Annotated in this window: 29 protein-coding genes (1 of these 29 cut by a window edge); all 29 read left to right on the top strand. The window is 45.7% G+C overall.

The features are described from left to right. Positions 1-6: 6 nt before the first annotated feature. Positions 7-978 carry an N-acetylmuramoyl-L-alanine amidase gene (locus tag ACIZ62_RS08660; RefSeq protein WP_414151740.1) on the top strand — a complete coding sequence of 324 codons (972 nt, stop codon included), beginning with the start codon at positions 7-9 and terminating at the stop codon, positions 976-978. Between the two features lie 35 nt (positions 979-1,013). Continuing rightward, complete coding sequence (locus ACIZ62_RS08665; protein WP_414151741.1) at positions 1,014-3,638, top strand: terminase TerL endonuclease subunit; 2,625 nt, start codon at positions 1,014-1,016, stop codon at positions 3,636-3,638. Positions 3,639-3,769: 131 nt separating this feature from the next. Next, positions 3,770-4,213 carry a hypothetical protein gene (locus ACIZ62_RS08670; protein WP_414151742.1) on the top strand — a complete coding sequence of 148 codons (444 nt, stop codon included), beginning with the start codon at positions 3,770-3,772 and terminating at the stop codon, positions 4,211-4,213. Between the two features lie 90 nt (positions 4,214-4,303). Continuing rightward, on the top strand, positions 4,304-5,539 hold the full coding sequence (locus ACIZ62_RS08675) for a phage portal protein (RefSeq protein WP_414151743.1): 1,236 nt from the start codon (positions 4,304-4,306) through the stop codon (positions 5,537-5,539). Continuing rightward, positions 5,532-6,218 (top strand): head maturation protease, ClpP-related, encoded by a 687-nt coding sequence (locus ACIZ62_RS08680; protein WP_414151744.1) that lies wholly within the window; start codon positions 5,532-5,534, stop codon positions 6,216-6,218. The genes ACIZ62_RS08675 and ACIZ62_RS08680 overlap by 8 nt, the downstream gene beginning before the upstream one ends. A 15-nt stretch (positions 6,219-6,233) precedes the next feature. Then, positions 6,234-7,430 carry a phage major capsid protein gene (locus tag ACIZ62_RS08685; RefSeq protein WP_414151745.1) on the top strand — a complete coding sequence of 399 codons (1,197 nt, stop codon included), beginning with the start codon at positions 6,234-6,236 and terminating at the stop codon, positions 7,428-7,430. 7 nt (positions 7,431-7,437) lie between these two features. Continuing rightward, a complete protein-coding gene (locus tag ACIZ62_RS08690; RefSeq protein ID WP_414151746.1) occupies positions 7,438-7,650 on the top strand; it encodes a head fiber protein in 213 nt (70 codons plus the stop codon). A gap of 38 nt (positions 7,651-7,688) precedes the next feature. After that, positions 7,689-8,000 carry a head-tail connector protein gene (locus ACIZ62_RS08695; protein WP_414151747.1) on the top strand — a complete coding sequence of 104 codons (312 nt, stop codon included), beginning with the start codon at positions 7,689-7,691 and terminating at the stop codon, positions 7,998-8,000. Between the two features lie 2 nt (positions 8,001-8,002). Then, entirely contained in the window at positions 8,003-8,335 is a 333-nt protein-coding gene (locus ACIZ62_RS08700) for a head-tail adaptor protein (RefSeq protein ID WP_414151748.1), read from the top strand. Further along, complete coding sequence (locus tag ACIZ62_RS08705; protein ID WP_414151749.1) at positions 8,328-8,759, top strand: HK97-gp10 family putative phage morphogenesis protein; 432 nt, start codon at positions 8,328-8,330, stop codon at positions 8,757-8,759. The genes ACIZ62_RS08700 and ACIZ62_RS08705 overlap by 8 nt, the downstream gene beginning before the upstream one ends. Further along, positions 8,756-9,100, top strand: coding sequence for a hypothetical protein (locus tag ACIZ62_RS08710; RefSeq protein WP_414151750.1), 345 nt, complete (start codon positions 8,756-8,758; stop codon positions 9,098-9,100). The genes ACIZ62_RS08705 and ACIZ62_RS08710 overlap by 4 nt, the downstream gene beginning before the upstream one ends. Further along, entirely contained in the window at positions 9,100-9,675 is a 576-nt protein-coding gene (locus ACIZ62_RS08715; protein WP_414151751.1) for a major tail protein, read from the top strand. The genes ACIZ62_RS08710 and ACIZ62_RS08715 overlap by 1 nt, the downstream gene beginning before the upstream one ends. Beyond that, positions 9,675-10,076: a hypothetical protein gene (locus ACIZ62_RS08720; RefSeq protein WP_414151848.1), complete on the top strand. Its 402-nt coding sequence runs from the start codon at positions 9,675-9,677 to the stop codon at positions 10,074-10,076. The genes ACIZ62_RS08715 and ACIZ62_RS08720 overlap by 1 nt, the downstream gene beginning before the upstream one ends. A gap of 11 nt (positions 10,077-10,087) precedes the next feature. Beyond that, complete coding sequence (locus tag ACIZ62_RS08725; protein ID WP_414151752.1) at positions 10,088-10,255, top strand: hypothetical protein; 168 nt, start codon at positions 10,088-10,090, stop codon at positions 10,253-10,255. 79 nt (positions 10,256-10,334) lie between these two features. Beyond that, entirely contained in the window at positions 10,335-12,638 is a 2,304-nt protein-coding gene (locus tag ACIZ62_RS08730) for a phage tail protein (protein WP_414151753.1), read from the top strand. Beyond that, entirely contained in the window at positions 12,638-13,018 is a 381-nt protein-coding gene (locus ACIZ62_RS08735; protein WP_414151754.1) for a hypothetical protein, read from the top strand. Before ACIZ62_RS08730 ends, ACIZ62_RS08735 begins: the two co-directional genes overlap by 1 nt. Positions 13,019-13,032: 14 nt before the next feature. Beyond that, positions 13,033-14,181, top strand: coding sequence for a phage tail spike protein (locus tag ACIZ62_RS08740; RefSeq protein WP_414151755.1), 1,149 nt, complete (start codon positions 13,033-13,035; stop codon positions 14,179-14,181). 12 nt (positions 14,182-14,193) lie between these two features. Further along, complete coding sequence (locus tag ACIZ62_RS08745) at positions 14,194-15,156, top strand: hypothetical protein (protein ID WP_414151756.1); 963 nt, start codon at positions 14,194-14,196, stop codon at positions 15,154-15,156. Positions 15,157-15,174: 18 nt separating this feature from the next. Then, positions 15,175-16,755, top strand: a complete 1,581-nt coding sequence (locus ACIZ62_RS08750) for a hypothetical protein (protein ID WP_414151757.1) — start codon at positions 15,175-15,177, stop codon at positions 16,753-16,755. After that, positions 16,745-18,073, top strand: a complete 1,329-nt coding sequence (locus ACIZ62_RS08755; RefSeq protein ID WP_414151758.1) for a hypothetical protein — start codon at positions 16,745-16,747, stop codon at positions 18,071-18,073. Before ACIZ62_RS08750 ends, ACIZ62_RS08755 begins: the two co-directional genes overlap by 11 nt. Positions 18,074-18,135: 62 nt before the next feature. Beyond that, positions 18,136-18,642, top strand: a complete 507-nt coding sequence (locus ACIZ62_RS08760; RefSeq protein WP_414151759.1) for a holin family protein — start codon at positions 18,136-18,138, stop codon at positions 18,640-18,642. Positions 18,643-18,846: 204 nt separating this feature from the next. Beyond that, positions 18,847-19,065, top strand: coding sequence for an SHOCT domain-containing protein (locus ACIZ62_RS08765; protein ID WP_414151760.1), 219 nt, complete (start codon positions 18,847-18,849; stop codon positions 19,063-19,065). A gap of 61 nt (positions 19,066-19,126) precedes the next feature. Beyond that, entirely contained in the window at positions 19,127-20,689 is a 1,563-nt protein-coding gene (locus ACIZ62_RS08770) for a recombinase family protein (RefSeq protein ID WP_414151761.1), read from the top strand. Beyond that, positions 20,690-21,127: a recombinase gene (locus ACIZ62_RS08775; RefSeq protein ID WP_414151762.1), complete on the top strand. Its 438-nt coding sequence runs from the start codon at positions 20,690-20,692 to the stop codon at positions 21,125-21,127. After that, positions 21,114-22,685, top strand: coding sequence for a recombinase family protein (locus tag ACIZ62_RS08780; protein WP_414151763.1), 1,572 nt, complete (start codon positions 21,114-21,116; stop codon positions 22,683-22,685). The genes ACIZ62_RS08775 and ACIZ62_RS08780 overlap by 14 nt, the downstream gene beginning before the upstream one ends. A 179-nt stretch (positions 22,686-22,864) precedes the next feature. Next, positions 22,865-23,077, top strand: coding sequence for a helix-turn-helix domain-containing protein (locus ACIZ62_RS08785; RefSeq protein WP_148637646.1), 213 nt, complete (start codon positions 22,865-22,867; stop codon positions 23,075-23,077). A 14-nt stretch (positions 23,078-23,091) separates the two neighbouring features. After that, entirely contained in the window at positions 23,092-23,469 is a 378-nt protein-coding gene (locus tag ACIZ62_RS08790) for a hypothetical protein (protein WP_148637645.1), read from the top strand. Between the two features lie 125 nt (positions 23,470-23,594). Further along, positions 23,595-23,969: an ArsR/SmtB family transcription factor gene (locus ACIZ62_RS08795; RefSeq protein WP_414151764.1), complete on the top strand. Its 375-nt coding sequence runs from the start codon at positions 23,595-23,597 to the stop codon at positions 23,967-23,969. A 13-nt stretch (positions 23,970-23,982) separates the two neighbouring features. Further along, a protein-coding gene (locus tag ACIZ62_RS08800; RefSeq protein WP_414151765.1) for a heavy metal translocating P-type ATPase crosses the window boundary here: on the top strand, positions 23,983-24,636 show its 5' portion. The gene runs 1,944 nt beyond the window's last position; 654 of the gene's 2,598 nt are visible here — the first part of the coding sequence; it begins with the start codon at positions 23,983-23,985; its stop codon lies off the right edge, out of view.

Raw genomic sequence — 24,636 nt, forward strand, 5'->3', positions numbered from 1 at the left:
GAAAACATGAAACTTGAACGCGGAACCATGGGCACCGCTGTCGCCCAATTACAAGGTGATTTAAATTTCTGTGCTTATGACGCTGGACCGGTTGATGGCGACTTCGGAAGGAAAACCGAGGAATCCGTACTTGCTCTACAAGCATATCACGGTCTGGAAAAGGATGGCATTTACGGCGATCACTCCGATGCCGCCCTAATGGGAGAAGTCCAGATAATTCAGGAAGCGCTAACAAAACATGGCTACCACCTCGCAATCGATGGCGCTGTCGGCTCAGAAACCCTGGCAGCCATCACAGATTTTCAGAAAAAGAATGGGCTGACTGTTGACAGGATTGTTGGCAACGAAACCCTGAAATCTCTAGGTATTGAAATACCTCGGGCTGTCAATCAGTCAGAAACGGTTGTACCTTCACCAACGGTTAAACCGCTGCCAGCCGGAAACGGCAACGGCCAGCTGGTCTGCATCAACCCCGGCCATGGTGGATCCGATCCCGGAGCCTGCGGCAACCTGCAGGAGAAGGACATGAACCTGGTGGTGAGCCTGAGACTGGGTCAGCTGCTTAAGGAACGGGGCTTTGAAGTCGTTTACACCCGAGTCGATGATCGCTGGATGGCTTTGAGTGACCGTCCAGCCATTGCCAATGCCAACAATGCCGATATTTTTGTCAGTATTCATCACAACGGATCAGCCAGTCCGGAATCCAGCGGTACCCTGGTCATTTGTTATCCGGGCAGTAGCAAAGGCTTAAGACTGGCTCAGCTGGTGCTTAACGGGTTGTGCAATCGCATGGGGTTAAGCAACCGTGGGATTATCCAGCGTGATGATTCTGATGTCACCTTCTCCAATATGCCCGCAATTATAACTGAAGGGATGTTTGCCACCTCGCCAAGCGACTGTCATTTCTTTAGTAATGGCGGTGCTGAGCTGGAAGCTCAATGTATTCTGGAAGGAATCCTGGCCTATTTTAACAGTTAAAATCGTTACTACTTCAAAGAAAGGAGCTGGCCACCATGCGCCATTTGGATATTTATCAGCAAACCCCATTCATTCAGGGAACTTCCATCTACGATCAGAATCGTGCTGATTTAGCAGTTTCATTTATCAATTGCCTCAAGCACACCAAAGGCCAATGGCATGGCCAACCCTTTGAACTGATTGATTGGCAGGAGCAGATCATCCGGGATGTCTTTGGGATTCTAAAACCCAATCAGGCCCGGCAGTTTAACACCGCCTACATCGAGATCGCTAAGAAGCAGGGTAAGCAGTTAGCTCTTGATACGATTATTCCAACGCCAAAGGGTTATACAACAATGGGTGATATTGCCGTTGGTGATACTGTTTTTGACGAGAAGGGCCAGCCTTGCCGCGTTGTTGCCAAAAGTAAGATCGATTTCTCCGAACAAGCCTATCGCATGATATTTAAAGATGGTGAAGTTATCGAAGCAGGGGAAAACCACCAATGGGTAGGGGAATACACGTATGGCAAACGCAAGAAGCGGATGATGACAACCGGCGAAATTTTTCGTATGCCGAAAGATAAAGGCTGTATTCGTTTTAGAATTGCGGTTGCTGATTGCATCAAAAACGACACCGCTGACTTGCCGATAGAACCCTATTTGATGGGTTATTGGCTGGGTAATGGCAATGCCGTCAAACCTGAAATCACGATAAAAACCGAAGATGTCGCAGGTGTGCTAAAGCATATCATTCCCTTTTACGAAGTTGTCAGTTCGTGGAATAATGTCGGTGATAGTCTTGTTTTCCGGATACCCGCACTCAGGCCGATATTACTAAAAAGCTATCACGAAAAGGTTATTCCGATTGATTATTTACGTTCTTCGAAAGAGCAACGAATCCGATTGCTTTGGGGACTGATGGATTCTGATGGTTCGATTAATGTCAAAGGACAGGCGATTTATACCTCAACCGAAAAGGCCTTGTCAGAAAGTGTTAGTGAGTTGTTATGGAGTTTGGGAATTAAAAATGCGATTACCGTGGCACCCTCAACGCAAAGAAAAGATTGGAGCCAAAAAAGCAAAGAATGTGGCAGAATTGCCACCGGTGAGACACTATACTATGTAAAATTCACCGCTTTTAGTGACATTTCGGTCAGCGGATTGTATCGGAAACAAGCCAGATCTGCAAAGCGAAACCCTGAAACGCGAAGTCACTACCGATACATCGATAAAATTGAGCCGATTACCAATAACGGAATGCAGTGCATACAAGTGGATAGCCCGTCTCATCAATATTTGGTGGGGCGCTCTTTTTTGCCAACCCATAACAGTGAACTGGCTGCTGCAGTAGCCTTGCTCTTAACCTGTGGCGATTATGAACACGGCGGTGAAATCTACGGCTGTGCTTCGGATCGCCAGCAAGCATCGATTGTGTTTGATGTGGCGGTGGATATGGTGGACCAATGCCCAGCCCTAAAATCTAGAATCAAACCGATCTTATCCCAAAAGCGACTGGTCTATAAACCACTGGGAAGCTTCTATCAAGTTTTGTCGGCTGAAGCCTACACGAAACACGGTCTTAATGTTCATGGCGTGGTCTTTGATGAGCTGCATGCCCAACCTAATCGTAACCTCTATGACGTCATGCTCCACGGCTCCGGGGATGCCCGAAAACAACCACTCTATTTTCTAATCACGACTGCCGGAACCGATCGCCATTCGATTTGCTGGGAAGTCCATCAGAAGGCCGAGGATATTCTAGCTGGACGGAAGATTGATCAGACCTTTTATCCGGTAATCTACGGTGCTGGGGAAAACGAGGATTGGACCGATCCCAAGGTTTGGCAAAAAGCCAATCCATCAATGGGCATCACCGTTGACATAGAAAAGATTCAGGTCGCCTGTGAAAATGCTAAAGAAAACCCAGCTGAAGAGAACCTCTTTCGACAGCTACGGCTCAACCAATGGGTCAAACAATCCATTCGGTGGATGCCGATGGAAAAGTGGGATAAATGCAGCGAGACAATTGATCCAGACGATCTTCTCGGTAGAGAATGCTATGGCGGCCTCGATCTTTCCAGTTCCATTGATATCACTGCCTTCGTCTTGGTCTTTCCACCAAAGTACGATGACGAAAAATATGTCATTATGCCTTTTTTCTGGATCCCCGAAGAAAACATCGAACAGCGGGTCCGACGTGATCATGTCCCCTACGATGCGTGGGAAAAGCAAAACCATATGCGAACCACCGAAGGAAATGTGGTCCATTACGGTTTTATCGAAAACTTCATTGACGAACTGGGTACCAAGTATAACATCCGAGAAATCGCCTTTGACCGCTGGGGCGCAGTCCAGATGGTACAAAACCTCGAAGGCTTAGGATTTACCGTCGTTCCCTTTGGTCAGGGCTTCAAAGATATGTCACCACCAACCAAAGAGTTGATGAAGCTGACACTGGAGGAGAAAATAGCCCATGGCGGGCATCCGGTGCTGAGGTGGATGATGGACAATATTTTTGTCCGGACTGATCCAGCTGGAAACATCAAACCAGACAAAGAAAAATCTACCGAGCGGATTGATGGGGCTGTGGCTACCATTATGGCGCTCGATCGGGCGATCCGTTGTGGTGGGAATATTGGTGGCAGTGTTTATGATGAACGAGGGATATTAATATTGTAACTTGTTATAACATCAGAATGTTAAAGATTATTTTAAACATCTGGATGTCAAGAGTTGCTTATGACGCAATATTTACATTTACAGCTGCAATTATACGTATTATAATTGAAAAAAAGAAAGCGGGTAAGTGTATGAAAAATAATTATGTGTCTTTAGAAAGAGTATTGGAGATGGCTTCCGAGGCTGCGGGGAAACAATATCGTAAGATTCCAGGAAAAAAAATTATGTTCGAGTCTTGTTTAGATAATGGTGAGCAAATAGTCTTATGTACACCAACTTCAAAATATCATGAAACCATCGATGCTTATTGGATAGATCTGACAAAAGTTCAATGTGATTTAATGGATACTTATGAAAATGGAATCTTTATATTCCGATTGGAAGGTGAAAAGCTCTGCTTGTTTAATTGTTGTGATTTAAAGCCTTTTTTAACTGAAAAAAGCATGCGATATTCGGAACAAGCTAAAGATCATTGGAAACTGCGGATTTATAACCACTATATTAAAGTGCTTGGTAATCCGGACAATTTTAATGTTGATTGCTTTTTTTATAAAGAAAAGAATAGTGATCAGTAAATATTTAGAATATCTATTATAGAATCCTAAAAAGCATTTGTTTAATACGAAACAGGTGCTTTTTTTATACCCATTTTTAAGGAGGAACCTATGAGTCGATTAAGAGATCTATTCCGTTCTCGCGATAAACCCAAAAATTATCTGGATAACAACCCCTTCAGCTTTTTCTTCGGCGGCACCACCGCCGGGAAAACCGTTAATGAACGAACGGCGATGCAGACAACAGCCGTCTATTCCTGTGTGCGGATTCTGGCCGAAACCATCGCCAGTCTCCCCCTCCACACCTATGAGCACACCGATAAGGGCAAGGAAAAAGCCGAGGATCACTGCTTGTACCAGCTCCTCCAACATGAACCCAATCCGGAGATGACTTCTTTTGTGTTTCGCGAAACACTGATGAGTCATCTTTTGCTTTGGGGCAATGCTTATGCTCAGATTATTCGGGATGGCCGGGGCCAGGTGTTGGCGCTTTATCCCTTAATGCCAGACAAAATAACCGTTGATCGAGCTTCGAATGGAGAGCTTTTCTACAAATATCAGAGTGACAAGGGCGAAGTGGTGATGCGCAAAGAAATGGTGCTGCACATCCCGGGCCTTGGTTTTGATGGCTTGATCGGTTATTCACCGATAGCCATGGCCAAAAACGCCATCGGGATGGCCATTGCCACCGAAGAATACGGCTCCAAGTTCTTTTCCAACGGAGCCAATCCGGGAGGTGTTTTGGAGCATCCCGGGGTCATCAAAGATCCCAAACGGGTCCGGGAAAGCTGGAACGCGGTCTATCAGGGCAGCAGCAACGCTCATCGAATCGCAGTCCTGGAAGAAGGGATGCGGTTTACTTCCATCGGCATTCCCCCAGAACAGGCCCAGTTTCTGGAAACCCGGAAGTTTCAGATCAATGAAATCGCCCGGATTTTCAGGATCCCACCCCATATGATTGGAGACTTGGAGAAGTCCAGCTTCTCCAATATTGAACAACAGTCGTTGGAGTTTGTCAAGTATACCCTAGACCCCTGGGTGATTCGCTGGGAACAATCGATGCAGAAAGCCCTTTTGAGTGACAGTGAAAAATCTCAGTATTTTATCCGCTTTTCAGTGGATGGTCTACTGCGTGGGGACTATGCTTCCCGTATGGCCGGTTATGCCACCGGGCGACAAAACGGCTGGCTGTCCACCAACGATATCCGGGAGCTGGAAAACCTCAATCGGATACCAGAAGAACTTGGAGGTGATCTCTATCTGATAAACGGCGCGATGACAAAATTAGAAGACGCTGGTGCCTTTGCCAACAATGGAAATACAGAAAGTGAGGAAACGAATGAATAAATTCTGGAATTGGATTAAAAACGAAGATGGGTCACGCACCCTGTACCTAAGTGGTGCCATCGCGGAGGAAAGCTGGTATGAAGACACCGTTACACCCAAACAGTTTAAATCAGAACTGATCTCTGGTGAAGGCGACATCGATATCTGGATTAACAGTCCCGGTGGTGATTGTATTGCTGCCAGCCAGATTTACAACATGCTGATGGACTACAAAGGCAATGTCACTGTCAAGATTGATGGGATTGCGGCCAGTGCTGCTTCGGTGATTGCCATGGCAGGAACAAGCGTTAAGGTTTCACCGACCAGCCTGATGATGATTCACAACCCGCTGACCGTGGCGATTGGCGATAGTACTGAAATGAAAAAAGCTATTCAGATGCTCGAAGAAGTGAAGGAAAGCATTATCAATGCCTATGAGCTTAAAACCGGCCAACCCCGGGCAAAGCTGTCAAAGTTGATGGATGGTGAAACCTGGCTTAATGCCAACAAAGCCTTAGAGCTTGGCTTTGCCGATGAAATGCTCTTTGAGAAAAATGAGACTCAGGATGACGTGATGAATTACAGTTTTTCCCGGCAGGCAGTGACCAACTCCCTGCTGGATAAACTAATCCCCCAACTACCCAAAGCAGTAGGAATACCGGTCGACGTGTTTGAGACACGATTAAATTTGATTAAATAAGTGGAGGAAAAAACTATGAAAAGAATTTTAGAATTACGTGAAAAACGAGCCAAAATCTGGGAAGATGCCAAGGTCTTCCTGGATCAGAAACGCGGCCAGGATGGCATCTTAGCGGCTGCCGATATTGAAGTCTATGAAAAAATGGAAGCCGATGTGGTAAATCTCGGTAAGGAAATCGATCGATTAGAGCGACAACAGACCCTGGATCTGGAGTTTTCAAAACCGATCAACACCCCGATTACCGGAAAACCAACTGGGATGACCGAGTCCAAAAGCGGTCGGGGCAGCGATGAGTATGCCGCTTCCTTCTGGAACGCGATGCGCAATAAGTCCCTTAGTTTTGAGATTACCAATGCCTTGCAAATTGGCAGCGACAGTGAAGGCGGTTATCTGGTCCCGGATGAGTTTGAACGCACCCTGGTGGAAGGCTTAGAAGAAGAAAATATCTTCAGAACCCTGGCTAAGGTTATCACCACCGCCAGCGGCGATCGCAAAATCCCCGTGGTGGCCACCAAGGGTACGGCTTCCTGGATTGATGAAGAAGGGGCTGTACCTGAGAGCGACGACTCCTTTGGCCAGGTTTCCATCAGTGCCTATAAGCTGGGAACGATGTTAAAGGTATCCGAAGAACTGCTCAATGATTCGATCTTTAACCTGGAAGCTTACATTGCAAAAGAATTCGCTCGACGGATTGGCGCAAAAGAGGAAGAAGCTTTCTTCATTGGCGATGGCAACGGCAAACCAACCGGAATCTTTCATGCCACCGGTGGTGCTCAGGATGGTATTACCGCAGCCAGTGCTACGGCCATTACGGTGGATGAGATTATGGATCTGTTTTACGCTCTCAAATCCCCCTACCGAAAAAGTGCCACCTTTATTCTCAACGATGCCACCGTCAAGGCGATCCGGAAACTCAAAGATGGCAATGGCAATTATATCTGGCAACCATCGATTACCGCTGGAACCCCGGATACGATTCTCAACCGTCCGGTAAAAACCTCGGCTTATGTACCGAACATCGCGGCTGGGGCAAAGACCATCGCCTTTGGTGACTTTGGCTATTACTGGGTGGCAGATCGCCAAGGTCGATCCTTCAAACGCTTAAATGAACTTTATGCCACCACTGGCCAGGTCGGCTTTATGGCCACCCAACGGGTCGATGGCAAGTTGATCTTACCAGAAGCCATTAAGACCCTGAAACAAAAGGCATAGGTGGACCATGAGTTATACCACGAAGAATTATACAACCGATGGCGGCGATAAAACCGTGATTGGCGGCACCCTCGACATTAAAGAGGGTGCTGTTTTATTGGGTTTACCCCAAGCCGCCTATCAAGCCGATAGTACTGCTACCACGATTGCGGGACTGGTGACGGATTTTAATACCCTGCTTGCCGGTCTTAAAGCAGCGGGTTTAATGAAGTTCGAATAATCAATCTAAAATATACTAATTGAAATGAGGTGGCAGCGATGCAGACACTCCTGGAAAAAGTCAAAGCCAATCTGATTCTTGAGCATAATGAAGATGATGAGCTCTTACAAAATCTAATCTTTACTGCCACCGCTTATGCGGAAAGCTATCAGAAAAAAGATGATGGCTTTTATGCAAAGCATGATATGCACCCGACCACTGAACAGGCAGTGATTATGCTGTCCTCCCATTTCTATGAAAGCCGGGATGGCAGTACCGGGGGCTTTTTTGCTGATAACGTTCAGGCCAGCAGTCAGGTCTGGACGGTAGTCAATCGGCTGCTGCAAATGAATAGGGATTTTAAGGTGTGACCATGAGTTTTGGAAAAATGAATACCTTTATTGATCTCATCACCACCCAACCAGTTAAAGATGCGGAAGGCTTTACAAGTACAGGCGATACGATCATTGCTTCGGTGCGAGCCTATAAAGAGGATCGCCATGGCAATGAAAGCTGGAAAAATCGAGCCATCTTTACCAATGCATCAGCACTTTTTCGTTTTAGGCAGATACCGGGCATTGCTGTTAAAACCAGTATGGTGATCGTCTGTGATACCGGACGATACAACATCGTTTCAGTTGAAGATGTAAAAAATCGCGGGATGTACACTGAAGTGCTCTGTGAAAGGATGGAAACCAGTGGCTAAAATTACGATCAACATGCCGGACGATTTTCTGCTTAAGATCTCAGCCCTGGCTGAAAAGTCCGATGAAATCATACCGAGAGTTTTGAAAGCAGGCGGCAATGTGGTACTTGAAAAAGTTAAAAGCAATCTCAGTGCTGTCATTGGCAGCGAGACGAAACTTAAGAGTCGCTCCACCGGCGAGTTGGAAGAAGCCTTGGGAGTATCACCCGTTAAAAAAGACAGTTATGGTAATTACAATCTCAAGATTGGTTTTTCTGAACCCCGATCCGGTGGCGAAAGTAATGCCAAGATCGCCAATATTCTGGAATACGGTAAAAGCGGCCAACTGCCGAAGCCTTTTCTCAAACCCGCAAAAGCTAAGTCTCGCAAGGCTTGTATCGAAGCCATGAAAAACAAACTGGAAAGCGAGATTGATAGCCTATGAACAGTTTAATCGAACTCAATCAGATTATTAGTGGACTGAATGTTTCCGTTGAAACCGGAAAATTCTCTGAAGAACCAGCCTATGAATACATGGTGGTGACACCGCTGACCGATACCTTTGCACTCTATGGCGACGATCTACCCCTTCGCACCGTTGAGGAGGTGCGAATTTCGATCTTTTGTAAGAACAATTACATCGCTTTAAAAAATCGACTCACAACAGCTTTAATTAAAGCCGGGTTTGTTATCACCGATCGCCGCTATGTCGGTCATGAGGATGACACCGGCTATTATCATTATGCCATCGATGTGGCAAAAGACTATGAAGTGGAGGAAGTATAATGGCACAAATAGGACTTAAATATCTCATTTGTTCAAAACTGACAGAAACCGAAACCGACACCAGCTATGCAGAAGGCCGGATTATGGCTTATGCGATCAAAGCTGATATGAATATCGAAGTGAATGAAGGGGTGCTGCGGGGCGATGATCGGATTATTGAAAATGTCAAAGAATTCAAGTCCGGAAAACTCACCCTTAATGGGGATCATCTGGACTATGAAACCCGAGCGCTTATCTTAGGGCATACCCTGACGACCATTGAATCCGGGACCAATAAAAAAATGACCGCTAAAGGAGCAGACGATGGCGCTTTTGTCGGGGTCGGCTTTTATGCCACCAGTATTAAAAATAATATCCGTGGCTTTCGAGCCATCTGGCTGACCAAGGTAAAATTCGGGGTGCCATCAGAAAGCATGGAAACCCGAGGGGAAGCCATAAATTTTCAGACCCCGACCATTGAAGGCACCATCCTCACCGATGTGCTGGATGTTTGGAAAGAAGAAGCCACTTTCCCAACCGAGGCTGAAGCAAAGACCTGGCTAAATACCATGGCCAGTATCGGAGGTACCCCATGATGATGGATACTGATCGAATGGCTGTAGTTACAATCGGTGGTGTGGAATATCCCTTGATTTTTACCACCAAAGCCACCAAGGAAATTTCCAAGCGCTATGGCGGCCTGGCCAATCTGGGTGAAACCCTAATGAAGAATGAAAACTTTGAAATGGCTCTGGACGAGGTAACCTGGCTGATTGCCCTGCTGGCCAACCAAAGCATCCTGATTCATAATCTTCAGAATGAAGAAAAGAAACCGCTACTCACCGAAGAATACGTCGAGCTGTTAACCACCCCGCTGGAGCTGGCTGATTATAAAAATGCCATCACCGAAGCTATGATCAACGGAACCAAACGCCATATTGAAAGTGAGGATAATACTTTTGATGGTGAACCCCTAAAAAACGTGAAAGTCGAGTAGATGATGACGCCTTGTTTACTCGACTTTTATATTATGGCACCGTTCATTTGAACCGCTCTGAGGATCAGGTTTGGCTGATGCCACTGGGTCAGCTGCTTGATCTCTGGACCTGTCATAAACAGTTCCTGGGGATCGAGAAATCGAAACGAGAATGGACTATTGATGAGATTATTCCATAAGAATATTTAGCAATCGAAACACCAGCTTATCGTGCGCATGGTGTTTTTTTCATGCCCAAAATCAAGGAGGTGATGCATTGTGGCAGATAATTTTGGCTTAAAAATTGGGGTTGAAGGTGAGCGCGAATTTAAGAACGCCCTTCGGGATATCAATCAATCCTTTAAGGTGCTGGGCAGTGAAATGAAGCTGGTCGAATCCCAGTTTGACCGACAGGATAAAAGTATCGAAGCGGTCACCGCTCGAAACCAGCTACTGAACAAAGAAATGGACGCTCAAAAGGATAAGATCAAGGCCCTGGAAAAAGCTCTGGACAATGCCGCCACCTCCTTTGGCGAGAATGATCGACGCACCCAAAACTGGGCGATTCAACTAAACAATGCCAAAGCCCATCTCAATGGGCTGGATCAGGAAATTAGGAAAAATGAAAAAGCCCTGACTGAAATCGGGGATGAGTTTGATGATGCCGAAAAACAGGCCGAACAGTTCGGCAAGTCCCTTCATGATACCGCGAGTAAAGCAGAAAACTCCGGCGGCAAATTTAGTGCGTTAGGCGGAACGCTAAAAGGTATCGGTATTGCTATGGGTACCGCCTTTGTCGCCGTCGGTGCCGCAGCGGTTTCCTCGGCTAAATCTTTAACCGATATGACAGTCGGGGCTGCAGCCTATGCCGATGAAATCCTGACAACAGCTACAGTAGCCGGAGTTTCGGCTGAAAGCTTACAGGCCTATAAATATGCGGCTGAGCTAGTCGATGTCTCCATGGAAACCCTCACCAGCTCCATGGCCAAACAGATCCGGTCGATGTCCTCAGCTCGAGATGGCTCAGCCGATATGATTGAAGCCTATGGCCGTTTGGGGGTGGCCGTCGCTAATGCCGATGGCTCGCTCCGTAATGGCGAAGATGTTTATTGGGAGACCATCGATGCCCTTGGCAAAATGGAAGAAGGGGCGGAACGGGATGCCCTGGCTATGCAGATTTTCGGGAAATCGGCTCAGGATCTTAATCCTCTGATCGCTCAAGGATCTGTCGGAATCGCGGAACTCACCGAAGAAGCCAAACGCATGGGCGCTGTGCTAAGTGACGAAACCCTGGCCCAGCTGAGCAAATTTGACGACAGTGTCCAACGCTTAAAATCTGGTAGCGATGCAGCCAAGAATGCCCTCGGCACGGTGCTGCTGCCTCAGCTTCAGATCCTGGCTGATGAGGGCGTGGCGCTACTTGGTGACTTTACCAAAGGCCTCCAAGATGCGGGTAGTGATTTTACCAAAATATCCGAGGTCATTGGCAGTACCGTTGGCGGCATTGCCGATATGGTCCTGAGTAACATGCCCGCAGTGGTGCAGGTGGGAATGGACATCGTTGGTGCAGTCGGCAGTTCACTGCTTGCTAATCTGCCGATGCTGATCGATACCGCCAACCAATTGATCTTCACCCTTCTGGAAGGTTTGATCTCAGCCCTGCCGCAACTCACCGATGGCGCCCTGCAACTGGTGCTGGCTTTAACCCAGGGGATTCTGGATAATCTTCCGGCTATTCTCGAAAGTGCCATGGTGATGGTGGCTACGTTGATCACCGGGATTGCTGAGGCACTGCCCGAACTGGTGCCCAAGATCGTCGAGTGTGTCATCCTGATGGCCCAAACCCTGATGGATAATGCAGGGCTGTTAATTGAAGCGGCCTTAGCCTTGATCACAGGCTTGGCCCAAGGACTGATTAACGCGCTCCCGGTTTTCATTGAAGCCCTGCCGCAGCTGATCAATTCGTTTATCAACTACTTTGTCAATAACCTACCGCTGATTATTGAAACCGGGATCATCTTAATCATATCCCTGGTCACCGGACTGATTGCCGCCATTCCCACACTGATTGCTGCGCTGCCTGAAATTATTATCGCGCTCGTGAGCGGTCTGGGACAGGCAGCCGAGGCGATCTATGATGTGGGGATCAACATCGTCAAAGGCTTATGGGACGGGATCATGTCCATGGGACAGTGGCTTTCAGATAAGGTCACCGGTTTCTTTGGTGGCGTTACGGACGGTGTCAGAAATCTCTTAGGGATGCACTCACCATCGACAGTGTACGCGGATATTGGAGAAAACATGGGTGCTGGCGTTGGGATTGGTTTTGTCAGAAAAATGGCTACGGTCACCCGGGATATGCTCGGTGCGATTCCCACCACCCTGGATGTGAGTACCCAATCAAACGGGTTAATCGGGAGAACTTCAGCGGGAAATAGTTCAACCGGTATGCTGGACGGTGGCAGTGCCGCACCGATTTATATCTACACCACTGTCGAGCTGGATAAAAAGGCAGTGGGCCATTCCATCACCCCGATTGTTTCTCGGGATCTGGCCTTTAGTTTGAGAGGAGGTAAAATCTGATGGCAGTTTGTGACATTACCAACGCTTCCGGGGCAGTCTTACTATCAACCTTCAAAGCGACCTATGCCAACAGTCTTTATACGCCGGGAGATTATGACCCCTCTTATTTCTGGCCGGAAAATGCTGAGAAACCGATTTATTTTAAAACCAAAGAAAGATTTAGCAAGCTGGCGCTGGAATGCTATTTTAAAAATGGCAAGCTCACCGATATTGAAGCGTTAAAAAAAGCCCTGAAAAAATGTGTGGTGACACTCAATAATCGCTTTATTGAAGGCCAGCGCTTTGACTGTATGTTGGTGAGTACCCAGATCAATCAAATCTCAAGCCGCCATTACAGTGCTGTGTTTGTTTTTGACTGTGTGCTATTAACCACTGGGTAGAAAAAGGTGAAATGATGATATTAAGCTTACTCAATCAAAACAAAACGCCGATTGGTGAACTGGACCAGCTGGATAATTGTTATATCACGGAACTGCTGGAAACCGGCGAAGATACCCTATCCTTTGAAATCTATGTCAAACATCCGCTGTATAAAGATCTGATCGAAGAGAACCTGATTTTGACCGATGATAACCGCTATGTCATAAAAAGCATTGATGAACGAGGCCAAACCACCATCTTTGGTTGCAGTTTGGATTTATCTGACTTTATGGCGGCAGGGTATCATTTGTTTTTAGTTGAAGAGATCATTTTATCTGCATATCTCAATCAAGTGCTTGCAGGGACTGGCTGGTCTTTCACCGGTGCTGAGAGTATCACTTCTGCAAAAACAGTATCCTTGGAATCCGGAAATACCCTGGATCTGCTGCGACTGGCTGAAAAAACCTATGGCGTGATCTTTCGCTATGATTGCATTGGAAAGATTATCCGCGTCACCACCACTCAAGGTTACACCAACAAAGGCGTTCATTTTTCCGATGAGCTCAACATCAAAGAATGCGAGCTTCGGGGTGACAGCTTTGATCTGGTCACTCGCTTGTATGCATTTGGCAAAGACGGACTGAGTTTTGAGGATATCAACGGCGGCAAAGCCTATGTCGAAAATTACCAATATACCAGTAAGGTCATTACCCAGGTCTGGGTGGATGAACGCTATCAGCTAAAGGAAGAACTGCTGGCAGCAGCTCAGAAAAAAGTAGCTGGTTTATCCATCCCCAATCGGGTCTATACCGCATCGGTGGTGGATCTGGCGAGTCTGTTACCCGATGACTATGGAAACCTCGCCATTGCTATTGGCGATAAGGTCACTTTGATTGATCGGATACGTGGCCTTGAAGTGGAGCATCAGATTGTTAAGCTGGTCAGCTACCCTGATACTCCGGAAAAGAACATTGCTGAGTTGGGACGGGTCTCCACCGACTTTGAATCGACGATTACCAAACTTAAAACGGAAGATATCAAAGAAGCGATTGATAAAACCGTTCCCCCAGCGGTCAATGAATATATGAATGAATACTTTGGCGGGCAAAAATGGCTTTGTGTTGAAGCATACCCGGAAGTGATGGATGCGAACACCTTGTACCTGAAGTATGTATCGGGATAGATGAGGTAAGCGATGGGAATTAAATTTAACGGTCGTGAAATCGAGAGCCTCAAAGCAAAGGGCTATACGATTATTGAAGCAAAGATTAATGGCCGGATTGTCTGGCCGGAAGAAAGCGACTTTCAGTGGCAGCCCAACCCCGATATGGTCTGGGCCAGAAGCCAATGGGAAGCCTTAACACAAGGTCGAATCGGCTATCTGCGGATGCACTATGCCAAAGACTTGGTCAATGATTTCTTCTTCGAAGAAGGCACCGTTGTCACCTCTGATGGACAGACATATCAGAATTCAGAAGGGGTTGAACACATCTGGGATTATTCTAACAGCCGGATCAGTGAAGTGTACCCGAATACCAAAGTTGCCTGGACGATGTATTTCCCCAACACTCCAGCTGTTTATCTCGCTACGATTGAATACGGCGAGACCTATTACTGCTTTGATGGAGTATCGGCGGATTGGTATCCTTGTTTATGGACGGACATCGCTTACTTTGACCTGTTAAACCAGGCATCCGTTTTTCTTGATGATAACAGTGTGGCGCTTTATCTCGGATTTTTCAATGAATGCCGAAAACTTCAAGCCGTCCCTCAAGAATTTACGATGAAACTTAGCGCCTGCCGCTTGCAGGGGATTTTTTCTGGTTGTGCCGCGTTAGTGTCGGTGCCATATTTGGATATGACCAATGCCATATACGGAATGGGGATGTTTGAGGGCCGAACCAATCTTAAAGAGTTGAAATTGGTCAATGTCAACATTTCCATTGACCTGTCGCCCTGTATCAATCTAACCAAGAGTAGTCTGAGAAATGTACTGGCGGGGCTGACCGATCGTACGGGTCAGGAAAAGCTGGCCATTGGTTTGGGGGCAGCTAATCTTGCCAAACTGACTGAGAGTGAAATCAGTGTAGCCCTCAATAAAAACTGGGACGTTGTTGAGACCATCACCGAATGGCCGGATTATTCGGAGGATGAGTAGAGTTTGGAAGGAGATTTTATGAAGAATTTTAAGGTGACCGTCAAAGAGAAGCAGCTTTTTTATGATGAGATGATCGTGAGTCAATATGATCATTTGGTTCAGTGTTTGGTATTTGAGATTCCCAGAATGAATGATGGCCTTAACGTGACCGATTTTAATATTCATGTCAAAACGGAACTAGGTCGTTTGACGGATCGGATTCTCATGATACCGGTAATCGATGGTGATTCTGTTCGTTTTATCTGGATTCTGACCGCTACGACAACCCAGGCTGCCGGGATTTTGGCTTTTGAAGTGCAGTTGGAAGGAAAAGCGGATCCTGGTATTCCGGTTTGGCAAAGCGAAAAAGGATTGATCCGTATCAACCAATCAATTAAGGCTGATACACCCCAACCACCCTTTGAACCGTCACTCCTTTTGCAATGGGAGCAGCAAATGATAAAACTGGGTGAAGATGCACAATCGGTAATGAAAAAAGCCGATCATGCCAGTAGTGAAGCACTAATCGTTGTGGAACGCGCTGATGCCGGGGAGTTTATTGGAGCGAAAGGTGATCCCGGTATTCCTGGGCCTCAAGGCAGTACTGGTGAAGTTGGGCCGCAAGGTCCGCCCGGCATTCAAGGCCCCAAAGGTGATTCGGGTGATGCTGGACTTCAAGGTCCAGCCGGTGAAAAAGGCGACCCTGGATTGCAAGGTCCCCAAGGGCCATCTGGTGAGACTGGCCCACAGGGTATTCCGGGAATTCAAGGACCAAAAGGCGATCCGGGCGATGCTGGCCTTCAAGGACCGGCTGGTGAAAAAGGTGATCCTGGGTTACAAGGCCCTCAAGGGCTACCGGGAGAAACCGGTACCCAAGGAGAACCTGGCTTGCAAGGGCTAAAAGGAGATCCTGGTATTGACGGACAACCAGGCGAACAAGGCCCAAAGGGCGATAAAGGTGACCCTGGAATCCAAGGGTTGCCCGGTGAAAAAGGTGACCAGGGTATTCAAGGGATGCAGGGTCTGACCGGTGAAACTGGTCCTCAAGGCGAGCCAGGGATCCAAGGCCCGAAAGGTGACCAAGGCATTCAGGGAATCCAAGGCCCGCCCGGTGCTAAAGGAGATCAAGGGATTCAAGGCTTGCAGGGCTTGATAGGCGAAACGGGACCTCAGGGTGAGCTTGGTATTCAAGGTCCCAAGGGTGATAAAGGTGATCCTGGAATTCAAGGACTGCAGGGTCTGATTGGAGAAACAGGTCCTCAAGGCCCGAAAGGTGACCAGGGCGTTCAGGGAATCCAAGGTCTGCCCGGCGCAAAAGGGGATCAAGGGATCCAAGGACTGCAGGGTTTGACCGGTGAAGCCGGACCACAAGGTGAACCGGGCATTCAGGGGCCTAAAGGCGATCCGGGTGATCCTGGTGATGTAGGTCCAATTGGTCCAGCGGGTGCTGCCGGTTATACCCCCGTCAAAGGCGTGGACTATTTCACTGAAGCTGATAAAGCGGCATGGTTTGATCCTTTGGGAACACGACTGGGTGCAGCTGAATCTGCTATTACATCTATTACAACCCAACTTGGCACCCTCAATGATCAATTGGAAGGAGCGTTAAATGGCAACTAAAACCTTAAGTGAAAACATTCAAACGGCCATCACCGATCTTTCCAATATTAAAACTGCACTGATCGGTAAAGGCGTCGTCATTCCATCCGGGACCCCCACCAATAGCTATTCGGGCCTGATCGATGGGCTGCTGATTGGCTCCCCGGCCAGTGCGGAATTTAATATTCATTTTGGAGACGTGGCACCAGAAGATACCACCAAGCTATGGGTCAAAACCACTCCGGTAGCCAATATCAGACTGGACTGTGAAATATCCAGTGTCCTCAATGCGACTACCCGGGTGAATGATGTCCTTGATGCTGCCACCATTGAAATTGTCAGTGGTGCCGGGGGGTGTGCTGAACGGGCTGGTAATCTGGTTTATCTCTTAGGCGGCTATACCATGAGTCCGAAGATCCTGACTTATAACCTGGATACCCTCGTAACCATATCCACAGGCGTGGCGATGCCCTCCAACTACTTTAGATATGCCGCCACTGGTCTGGTTGGGAACTTTATCTATTTATTGGGCGGACTTAAGTATTCAACCATGTCACTGGACATCTACAAATATGATATCCTTGAAAAAACCATGACGAAACTTGCGGTTGCCATTACAAATGATGGCAATCATGGCTGGCAGTCATTTGCCTATGCGACAGTTGGAATGCGAATCTATTTATTTGGTGGCTATAATTCAACCAGTTTTTCCAACTCCAATATTGTCACGAAAGCGTATTACTTTGATACGGTATCGCAGACATTTACAATGATTGCGGCGCCATCAAATCACTTTATTGAAGCGGGTACTGCAGTTATTGGGTCGGACATTTATCTGATCGGCGGTCGCAATTCAAGCGGCACTGCAACAACACGGATTACGAAATATGATACCCTTCTCGATACCTACACGATCGTAGCATATTTGCCTGCAGCCTACACCAACTGTCGAGCCGCTGCTGTTGGGACGGATATTTATATTTATTGGGATAAAAGTATTTTTAAGCTGGATACCCTGACGAATACCCTTTCAACGGTTTCAAGTGGGCTGGCTTGGGAGTTTAATGGCGGCACTATTATTTCTTATGGCACCGACATTTTTTATTTCTGCGGCAGTGGTGCTGCCAACCGAGTGACGAAAACCACTGCTGAGGTAACTTTGGAATCGAACCATCTGCTAATTTCCAGTCTCACATCCGGTCATCGGGTTGCACTCTTTAACCAGAATGGTATTGACATAAAACTGCCGGTATCTAATGTGTATATAGGCAATGCCAGCAATAAGGCTCAAAAAGTAAATGCCTACTACTATAATAACGCCCAGTGGAATCTGATCTAAAACAATTGTGGAGCCTTCGGGTTCTTTTTTAATAGAAAAAATAAATTTAAGGAGAACAATAAATGGAATATCTTGATAAGATTAAACTAGTCGTCGTTGTGGCCTTTACAGCCCTTTCCGGCTGGCTAGGCATGTTGGCCGTACCGGTCATCTTGCTTTTTGTCCTGGCAACCTTTGATTATATCACCGGGTTGGCTGCAGCCAAGTACCGGGGTAATAAGATCTCAAGCTATAAAGGCTTTCAGGGCATTATGAAAAAGGTCTGCCTATTTTATCTCATCGCAGTGGGTGCGATCCTCGATTACACCTTACTCTACGCCAGTCAGTATATCGGTGTCGATGCCAGAGTAAACTTTGTCATCGCATCCTTTGTGGCGGTGTGGCTGATCTGCAATGAGATCATCAGTATTTTAGAAAACATGAAAGATATGAATGTCAACTTTCCACCATTCTTAGAAAAGCTGACCCAGAATATCCGCACCCAGATGGAAAATGAAACAGCTGTTGATGGTGGGAAGAAACAATCAGGGAATGAGGATCATGCCGATAAAACCGGATTGAAACAATAAAATTGATCAAGGTATCACGCAACCGTGAGGGAAGGTTTCAGCCGGATGCCGCAAAGGTTAAGTTAATAACAATATTCTAGCAGTGCCCACTAAGGAGTTTTTCCTGGTGGGCATTATTTTTTTGTCCGGGGGGTTCGATTCGTATGGATTTTTCGCTTATCGGTAGAAGGAAACAGATCAATCCTTCAGATTGGAGGAACAACCATGCAGGTAACAAAAATCACAGATGATCAGCCGATACCGGTAGTTGCCATAAAAAGATTCACAAAAGAAGAAATTCAACGGGAATACGACTATTTTCTTGCCCAGAAAATACTGGAATCACTGCTGGCGGAAGGGCTGATCACCGGGGGCGAATTTGATCAAATAACTGTACTGAACCGCAGAACATTCTCGCCTCATTTAGCTGAGATAATGCCCTGAATTCGTTGCTATCAAGGGCTTTCAGAGGTAACATGTGACCTACGGAAGGTGAGGTGAGTTGATGAAAAAGATAACAAAAATCGAACAAAACAGAGATTACACTGGGAAGAAAAAAATTCGGGTGGCAGCGTATTGCCGGGTATCAACGGCAAGTGACGAACAACTGGTCAGCCTAGAAAACCAGAAAGTCCACTATGAGCATTACATCAAGGCAAACGGGGACTGGGAGTATGCGGGCATTTATTTCGACAAGGGCATTACTGGGACAAAGAAAGATAAACGGGATGGCCTGCTATCCCTGATTGCTGACTGCGAGTGTGGGAGAATCGATCTTGTGATCACAAAGTCCATCAGTCGATTCTGTCGAAATACAACCGATTGTCTGGAACTGGTTAGAAAACTTCTGGATCTGGGCGTTCATATCATTTTTGAAAAAGAGAACCTGAATACCGGCTCGATGGAGAGTGAATTGATGCTTTCAATTCTGAGTGGTCTGGCTGAAAATGAATCGGTGTCAATATCTGAGAATGAGAAATGGAGTGTCAGGAAGCGCTTTCAAAACGGGACGTTCATCATTTCCTATCCACCCTATGGCTATCATAATGAAGATGGGGCCATGGTCATTTTGCCTGATCAGGCAGAAATAATCAGAGAAATCTTCGCATCCGCATTATCGGGAAAAGGGACTGGAGCCATTGCCGACGATTTGAACACAAGAGCAGTCCCCGCTAAAAAAGGCGGAAAATGGACTTCGGCAACAATCTGGGGGATTATCCGGAATGAAAAGTATACAGGGGATGCGCTCTTTCAGAAAACATACACAGATGACAGCTTTAACCGGCATAAGAATTATGGCGATCAGGATCAATATCTGGTACAGGGGCATCATGAAGCAATCATCAGCCATGAGGTTTATGAAAAGGCCAATGCTGTGATGAAACAGCGGGGCAGAGAAAAAGGGATCAGTGATCAGACCGAAAAATACCATAACCGGTATGGCTTTTCAGCAAAAATAAAATGCGGGGAATGCGGCAGCAATTACAAGCGCCGAATCAACTATAAACCCAGTGGCTCTGAAATTGCCTGGTGTTGCTCCAGACATATTGAAAATGCTGCAGAATGTTCCATGAAGTACATTCTGGATGATCGGATAAAAGCCGCTTTTTTAACGATGATGAACAAGCTGATATTTGGACAAAAGCTTATCTTAAAACCGTTGGCAAACAGTCTCAAAGGCCAGAATGACAACAGTCGGTTTGAAAAAATTAATGAGCTTGAGAAAAAACTGGAGAAAAATATCGAACAGCGGCAGGTGTTGACGAATCTGGTGGCAAGTGGTTATCTGGATCCGGCGCTTTTCAATGAGGAAAGTAATGAATTGAGTCGGCAGGCAGAATTATTGCGTGACGAAAAGGAAAACCTGATCTACTTCATCGGCGGAGATATGTCTCGGACGGAGGAATTGAAGAAGCTGATAAAATTTGTCTCAAAAAGTGAAATGCTCACCCAATATGATGATGAATTGTTCCTTTCCTATGTGGAAAGAATAACGGTGTTGTCGCGAAAAGAGCTGGTTTTCGAACTGAAATGTGGGCTGAAATTGAGAGAAAGGCTGGTGAAATAGATGGGGCGAAGCATACCCTACGGTTACCGGATCGAAGATGGCCAGGCTGTAGTGGCTGAAGAACAGGCGACCAGAATCAGAGAATTTTTCAATGCTTATATTTCCGGCATGGCACTGACTGTTGCCGCCAAAACAGCTGGATTAAAACTGCATCATGGTTGTGCAGGAAGGATGCTCCGGAACAAACGCTATCTGGGCGATGCCTATTATCCGGAAATCATTGATAAAGAGATCTTTGAAAAAGCAGAAGCAAAGCGCCTGGAAAGAGCCAGATCACTTGGAAGAATTCGTGAGCTGAATGATCAGAAAACAACGGAATGTGGGACGAGATTCAAGATGCCGAAAGTGATTGATAAATTTGCGGATCCTTTCAAACAGGCGGAATATACCTACAGTCTGATCGAAAGTGAGGTAGAGGTAAGCGATGGAATTAAGTAGAAATGTTACGGTCATTCCCGCTAGAAGACGGGTGGGGAATACGGTCAATGAGCAGGAAAAGCCGAAATTGAGGGTAGCGGCCTACTGTCGTGTTTCGACGGATAGTGAAGAGCAAGCGACCAGCTACGATGCCCAGGTGGCACACTATACCCAGTTTATCGAGAAAAACAGTGAATGGGAACTGGCAGGAATTTTTGCAGACGATGGTATCAGCGGCACGAATACAAAAAAGCGTGAAGAATTCAATCGTATGATTGAAGCGTGTATGACAGGAAGCATCGACATGATTATTACCAAGTCCATCAGCCGGTTTGCCAGAAACACCCTTGATTGCCTGAAATTTATTAGGGAACTCAAAGAGAAGAACATTCCTGTCTTCTTTGAAAAAGAAAATATCAATACCATGGATTCCAAAGGCGAAGTGCTGCTGACCATTATGGCGAGTCTCGCCCAGCAGGAGAGCCAGTCGCTTTCACAGAATGTCAAAATGGGGCTTCAGTACCGCTACCAAAACGGCGAGGTGCAGGTCAACCACAACCGATTCCTTGGATATACCAAAGATGAAGATGGGAATTTGGTTATCGATTCAGTGGAAGCAGAAGTGGTAAAGAGAATCTACTGTGAATACCTACAAGGAGCAAGCCTTGCGCAGATTGGTAAAAGTCTAGAGGCAGATGGCATTCTTACAGCGGCAGGTAAAGCAAGGTGGAGGCCAGAAACTTTGAAGAAAATACTACAGAATGAGAAATATATAGGTGATGCACTTTTACAGAAAACCTACACGGTGGATTTCCTTACCAAAAAGCGAGTGAAGAATAACGGAATTGTTCCTCAGTATTATGTGGAAAACAGCCACGAAGCCATCATACCCCGCGACCTTTATATGCAGGTGCAGGAGGAAATGGTAAGGAGAGCGAATCTTCACAGCGGTGAGAACAGAAAGAAAAGAATCTACAGCAGTAAGTACGCATTATCTAGCATCGTTTACTGCCCAAGGTGCGGAGACATTTACCGGAGAATTGCATGGAACAATAGGGGGAAGCATTCCTTTGTGTGGAGATGTGTCAGCAGGGTGGAACATGGTCCAAGCTACTGTGATGCACAAACGGTTCAGGAAACGGAACTACAAGAGGCTGTTGTAAAAGCTATCAATATAGCACTTGGGGGCAAGGATGATATGCTTATAGCCTTGGAGCAGAACATTGCATCGGTACTTGCTTTGGAGGACGAAGGTTCTATGGAAAGCATCAATGCCAAACTGGAAGAATTGCAAAAGGAACTGCTGAAACGAGCCAATGCCAAAAAGGATTATAATGACCTTGCTGATGAGATAGACCGTCTGCGAGAATTAAAGCAGAATGCTATGGCAGAGAATGCGGAACGAGAAGGCTTGAAACAGCGAATTGCCGAGATGCAGGAGTTTCTTGCAGAACAGGTGGAGCAGATAGAGGAATATGATGAATCTCTTGTGAGACGAATGGTTGAAAAGGTAACAGTTTATGAGGAAAAATTCTCGGTGGAATTTAAGTCAGGCACAAGAGTTGATGTGAAAAGATAAAAGAATAGGTTACAGGAATTAGCACCTTGCAGAAATGCAGGGTGTTTTCTGTTGCAAAAACTTCGTTTATCTATTACGTTGGGGTAATTGGAATTAATTGAAATTTCCAAAAAATTGTAGTACAATAAGTTATCTGATTTGTGAAATAAGTTGAGAGCAAACAAGCAGAGGTGTAGAATATGATTAAAAATAATATAGAACTAGATGTTAAAGTTAAGTGTATAGAGAATGGAACCACACAGGCAAAAATAGCGGAAGACGTCAATACTACGAAATCCTATGTGAATCGTATCATCAAAAAACAGGATGGTGTGGTAAACAAGACATTTGTGCAGATGATGGAGGCTCTTGGATATGATATAGTACTGACTTATGTGAAAAGAGAAGGGTAAGGTGGTGGATTACGGTGGAACTATTATTAAATGATGTATTGAATTTGACAGCGGCAGAAATAGATAATAGCAGAATCGAGTTGAATATGACGGAAGGTTCTGGAGGTATTGCATACATTGATAAGTGGTTATCTCTGGGGCAGGATGAAAAGGATAGTGGCATCACTGACTGTTCTTACTGGGGATGGTATGGAAATAAAAAGAATTTTAATATTGGACAGACAGTATTTAGCTTTATTAAAATGTCTTATGATGAGTGGCTCTTCATTTCTGCAGCTGAAATAGTAGATGTCCCTGTTGGTAGCAGAGCGAGAGTAAAAATTATTAAACGACTTATACCGCTGTTTGGACGGCTAGTTATGAAATATAAAAAAGGCAACAAGTATAAATAGACAATATATTGCTCGTTCACTTGAATAACTGTTCAAGTATCTATTGACATCTTATTATTGTGGTAGTAAAATAAAACATATGAATAACTGTTCAAGTATACAATTGAAATATTGGAGGTGGTAATGTGGCAAGGAAAATTCAACCAGCTGAAAGATGCGACTGTGATGTTATACATGAGGATACTGTTAATCAAGTTCGAGAAAAAATGCCTCAAGAAGAAAACCTATATGATCTTGCGGAGCTATTTAAGGTCTTTGGGGATTCAACAAGAATTAAAATACTCTGGGCGTTAGATGAAGCAGAGATGTGCGTTTGCGATATTGCATTCTTATTAAATATGACCCAATCAGCAATTTCACATCAGCTAAGAGTCTTAAAGCAGGCTGAACTAGTAAAGAGCAGAAGAGAAGGAAAGATTGTATTCTACTCCCTTGAAGATGAACACGTAAAGCAAATATTTGAGCAGGGATTAATTCATATTTCAGAAGAAAGTAAGTAAAGGAGGGTCAGTAATGTTAAAGAAGGAAGTAATTTTAGAAGGTTTAGATTGTGCAAATTGTGCAGCTAAAATTGAAGATGAGGTTAATAAATTAAATGGAGTCAAAGCCTATATGAACTTCATGAACAAGACATTGACTTTAGAAACTGAATCAGAGCAAGAGTATAAGAATACACTACAGCAAGTTGAAACCATAGTGCACAAGCACGAACCGGATGTGGTAGTTAAAGAAAAATCCGTTAACAAGAGCAATAAAAAAGTATTAATACTTGAAGGACTTGACTGCGCGAATTGTGCTGCAAAGATTGAAGCTCAAACACAAAGCCTCGAAGGAGTAAATAGTGCGACCGTTGATTTTGTATCTAAGAAGCTGACAATTGAAGCGGTCGATAAAAAGGAATTTGGTAAAATTCTTGGAGAAGTAACATCCATTGTTAGTAAACTTGAGCCGGATGTTAAAATAGTTGATGCAGAGAAGAAAAAGGTGAACAAAAGCATAGTAATGCTTGAAGGACTTGGCTGCGCGAATTGTGCAGCTAAAATGGAAAAAGAAATAAGCGGTCTAGAAGGAGTGGAATTTGCTGCAGTAGATTTTGTTTCGAAGAAACTAACACTGGAAGTAAGTCCGAAAGTCAACCGCTCTGAGTTGAATGAGAAGATTGAAGGC

The organism is Acetobacterium carbinolicum (assembly GCF_047456275.1).
GTDB classification, from domain to species: Bacteria; Bacillota; Clostridia; order Eubacteriales; family Eubacteriaceae; genus Acetobacterium; species Acetobacterium carbinolicum.

Coding starts and splice junctions, on each gene's coding strand:
- ACIZ62_RS08660 (WP_414151740.1), top strand. CDS start 7: ATGAAACTTGAACGCGGAACCATGGGCACCGCTGTCGCCCAATTACAA.
- ACIZ62_RS08665 (WP_414151741.1), top strand. CDS start 1,014: ATGCGCCATTTGGATATTTATCAGCAAACCCCATTCATTCAGGGAACT.
- ACIZ62_RS08670 (WP_414151742.1), top strand. CDS start 3,770: ATGAAAAATAATTATGTGTCTTTAGAAAGAGTATTGGAGATGGCTTCC.
- ACIZ62_RS08675 (WP_414151743.1), top strand. CDS start 4,304: ATGAGTCGATTAAGAGATCTATTCCGTTCTCGCGATAAACCCAAAAAT.
- ACIZ62_RS08680 (WP_414151744.1), top strand. CDS start 5,532: ATGAATAAATTCTGGAATTGGATTAAAAACGAAGATGGGTCACGCACC.
- ACIZ62_RS08685 (WP_414151745.1), top strand. CDS start 6,234: ATGAAAAGAATTTTAGAATTACGTGAAAAACGAGCCAAAATCTGGGAA.
- ACIZ62_RS08690 (WP_414151746.1), top strand. CDS start 7,438: ATGAGTTATACCACGAAGAATTATACAACCGATGGCGGCGATAAAACC.
- ACIZ62_RS08695 (WP_414151747.1), top strand. CDS start 7,689: ATGCAGACACTCCTGGAAAAAGTCAAAGCCAATCTGATTCTTGAGCAT.
- ACIZ62_RS08700 (WP_414151748.1), top strand. CDS start 8,003: ATGAGTTTTGGAAAAATGAATACCTTTATTGATCTCATCACCACCCAA.
- ACIZ62_RS08710 (WP_414151750.1), top strand. CDS start 8,756: ATGAACAGTTTAATCGAACTCAATCAGATTATTAGTGGACTGAATGTT.
- ACIZ62_RS08715 (WP_414151751.1), top strand. CDS start 9,100: ATGGCACAAATAGGACTTAAATATCTCATTTGTTCAAAACTGACAGAA.
- ACIZ62_RS08720 (WP_414151848.1), top strand. CDS start 9,675: ATGATGGATACTGATCGAATGGCTGTAGTTACAATCGGTGGTGTGGAA.
- ACIZ62_RS08735 (WP_414151754.1), top strand. CDS start 12,638: ATGGCAGTTTGTGACATTACCAACGCTTCCGGGGCAGTCTTACTATCA.
- ACIZ62_RS08740 (WP_414151755.1), top strand. CDS start 13,033: ATGATATTAAGCTTACTCAATCAAAACAAAACGCCGATTGGTGAACTG.
- ACIZ62_RS08745 (WP_414151756.1), top strand. CDS start 14,194: ATGGGAATTAAATTTAACGGTCGTGAAATCGAGAGCCTCAAAGCAAAG.
- ACIZ62_RS08750 (WP_414151757.1), top strand. CDS start 15,175: ATGAAGAATTTTAAGGTGACCGTCAAAGAGAAGCAGCTTTTTTATGAT.
- ACIZ62_RS08755 (WP_414151758.1), top strand. CDS start 16,745: ATGGCAACTAAAACCTTAAGTGAAAACATTCAAACGGCCATCACCGAT.
- ACIZ62_RS08760 (WP_414151759.1), top strand. CDS start 18,136: ATGGAATATCTTGATAAGATTAAACTAGTCGTCGTTGTGGCCTTTACA.
- ACIZ62_RS08765 (WP_414151760.1), top strand. CDS start 18,847: ATGCAGGTAACAAAAATCACAGATGATCAGCCGATACCGGTAGTTGCC.
- ACIZ62_RS08770 (WP_414151761.1), top strand. CDS start 19,127: ATGAAAAAGATAACAAAAATCGAACAAAACAGAGATTACACTGGGAAG.
- ACIZ62_RS08775 (WP_414151762.1), top strand. CDS start 20,690: ATGGGGCGAAGCATACCCTACGGTTACCGGATCGAAGATGGCCAGGCT.
- ACIZ62_RS08780 (WP_414151763.1), top strand. CDS start 21,114: ATGGAATTAAGTAGAAATGTTACGGTCATTCCCGCTAGAAGACGGGTG.
- ACIZ62_RS08785 (WP_148637646.1), top strand. CDS start 22,865: ATGATTAAAAATAATATAGAACTAGATGTTAAAGTTAAGTGTATAGAG.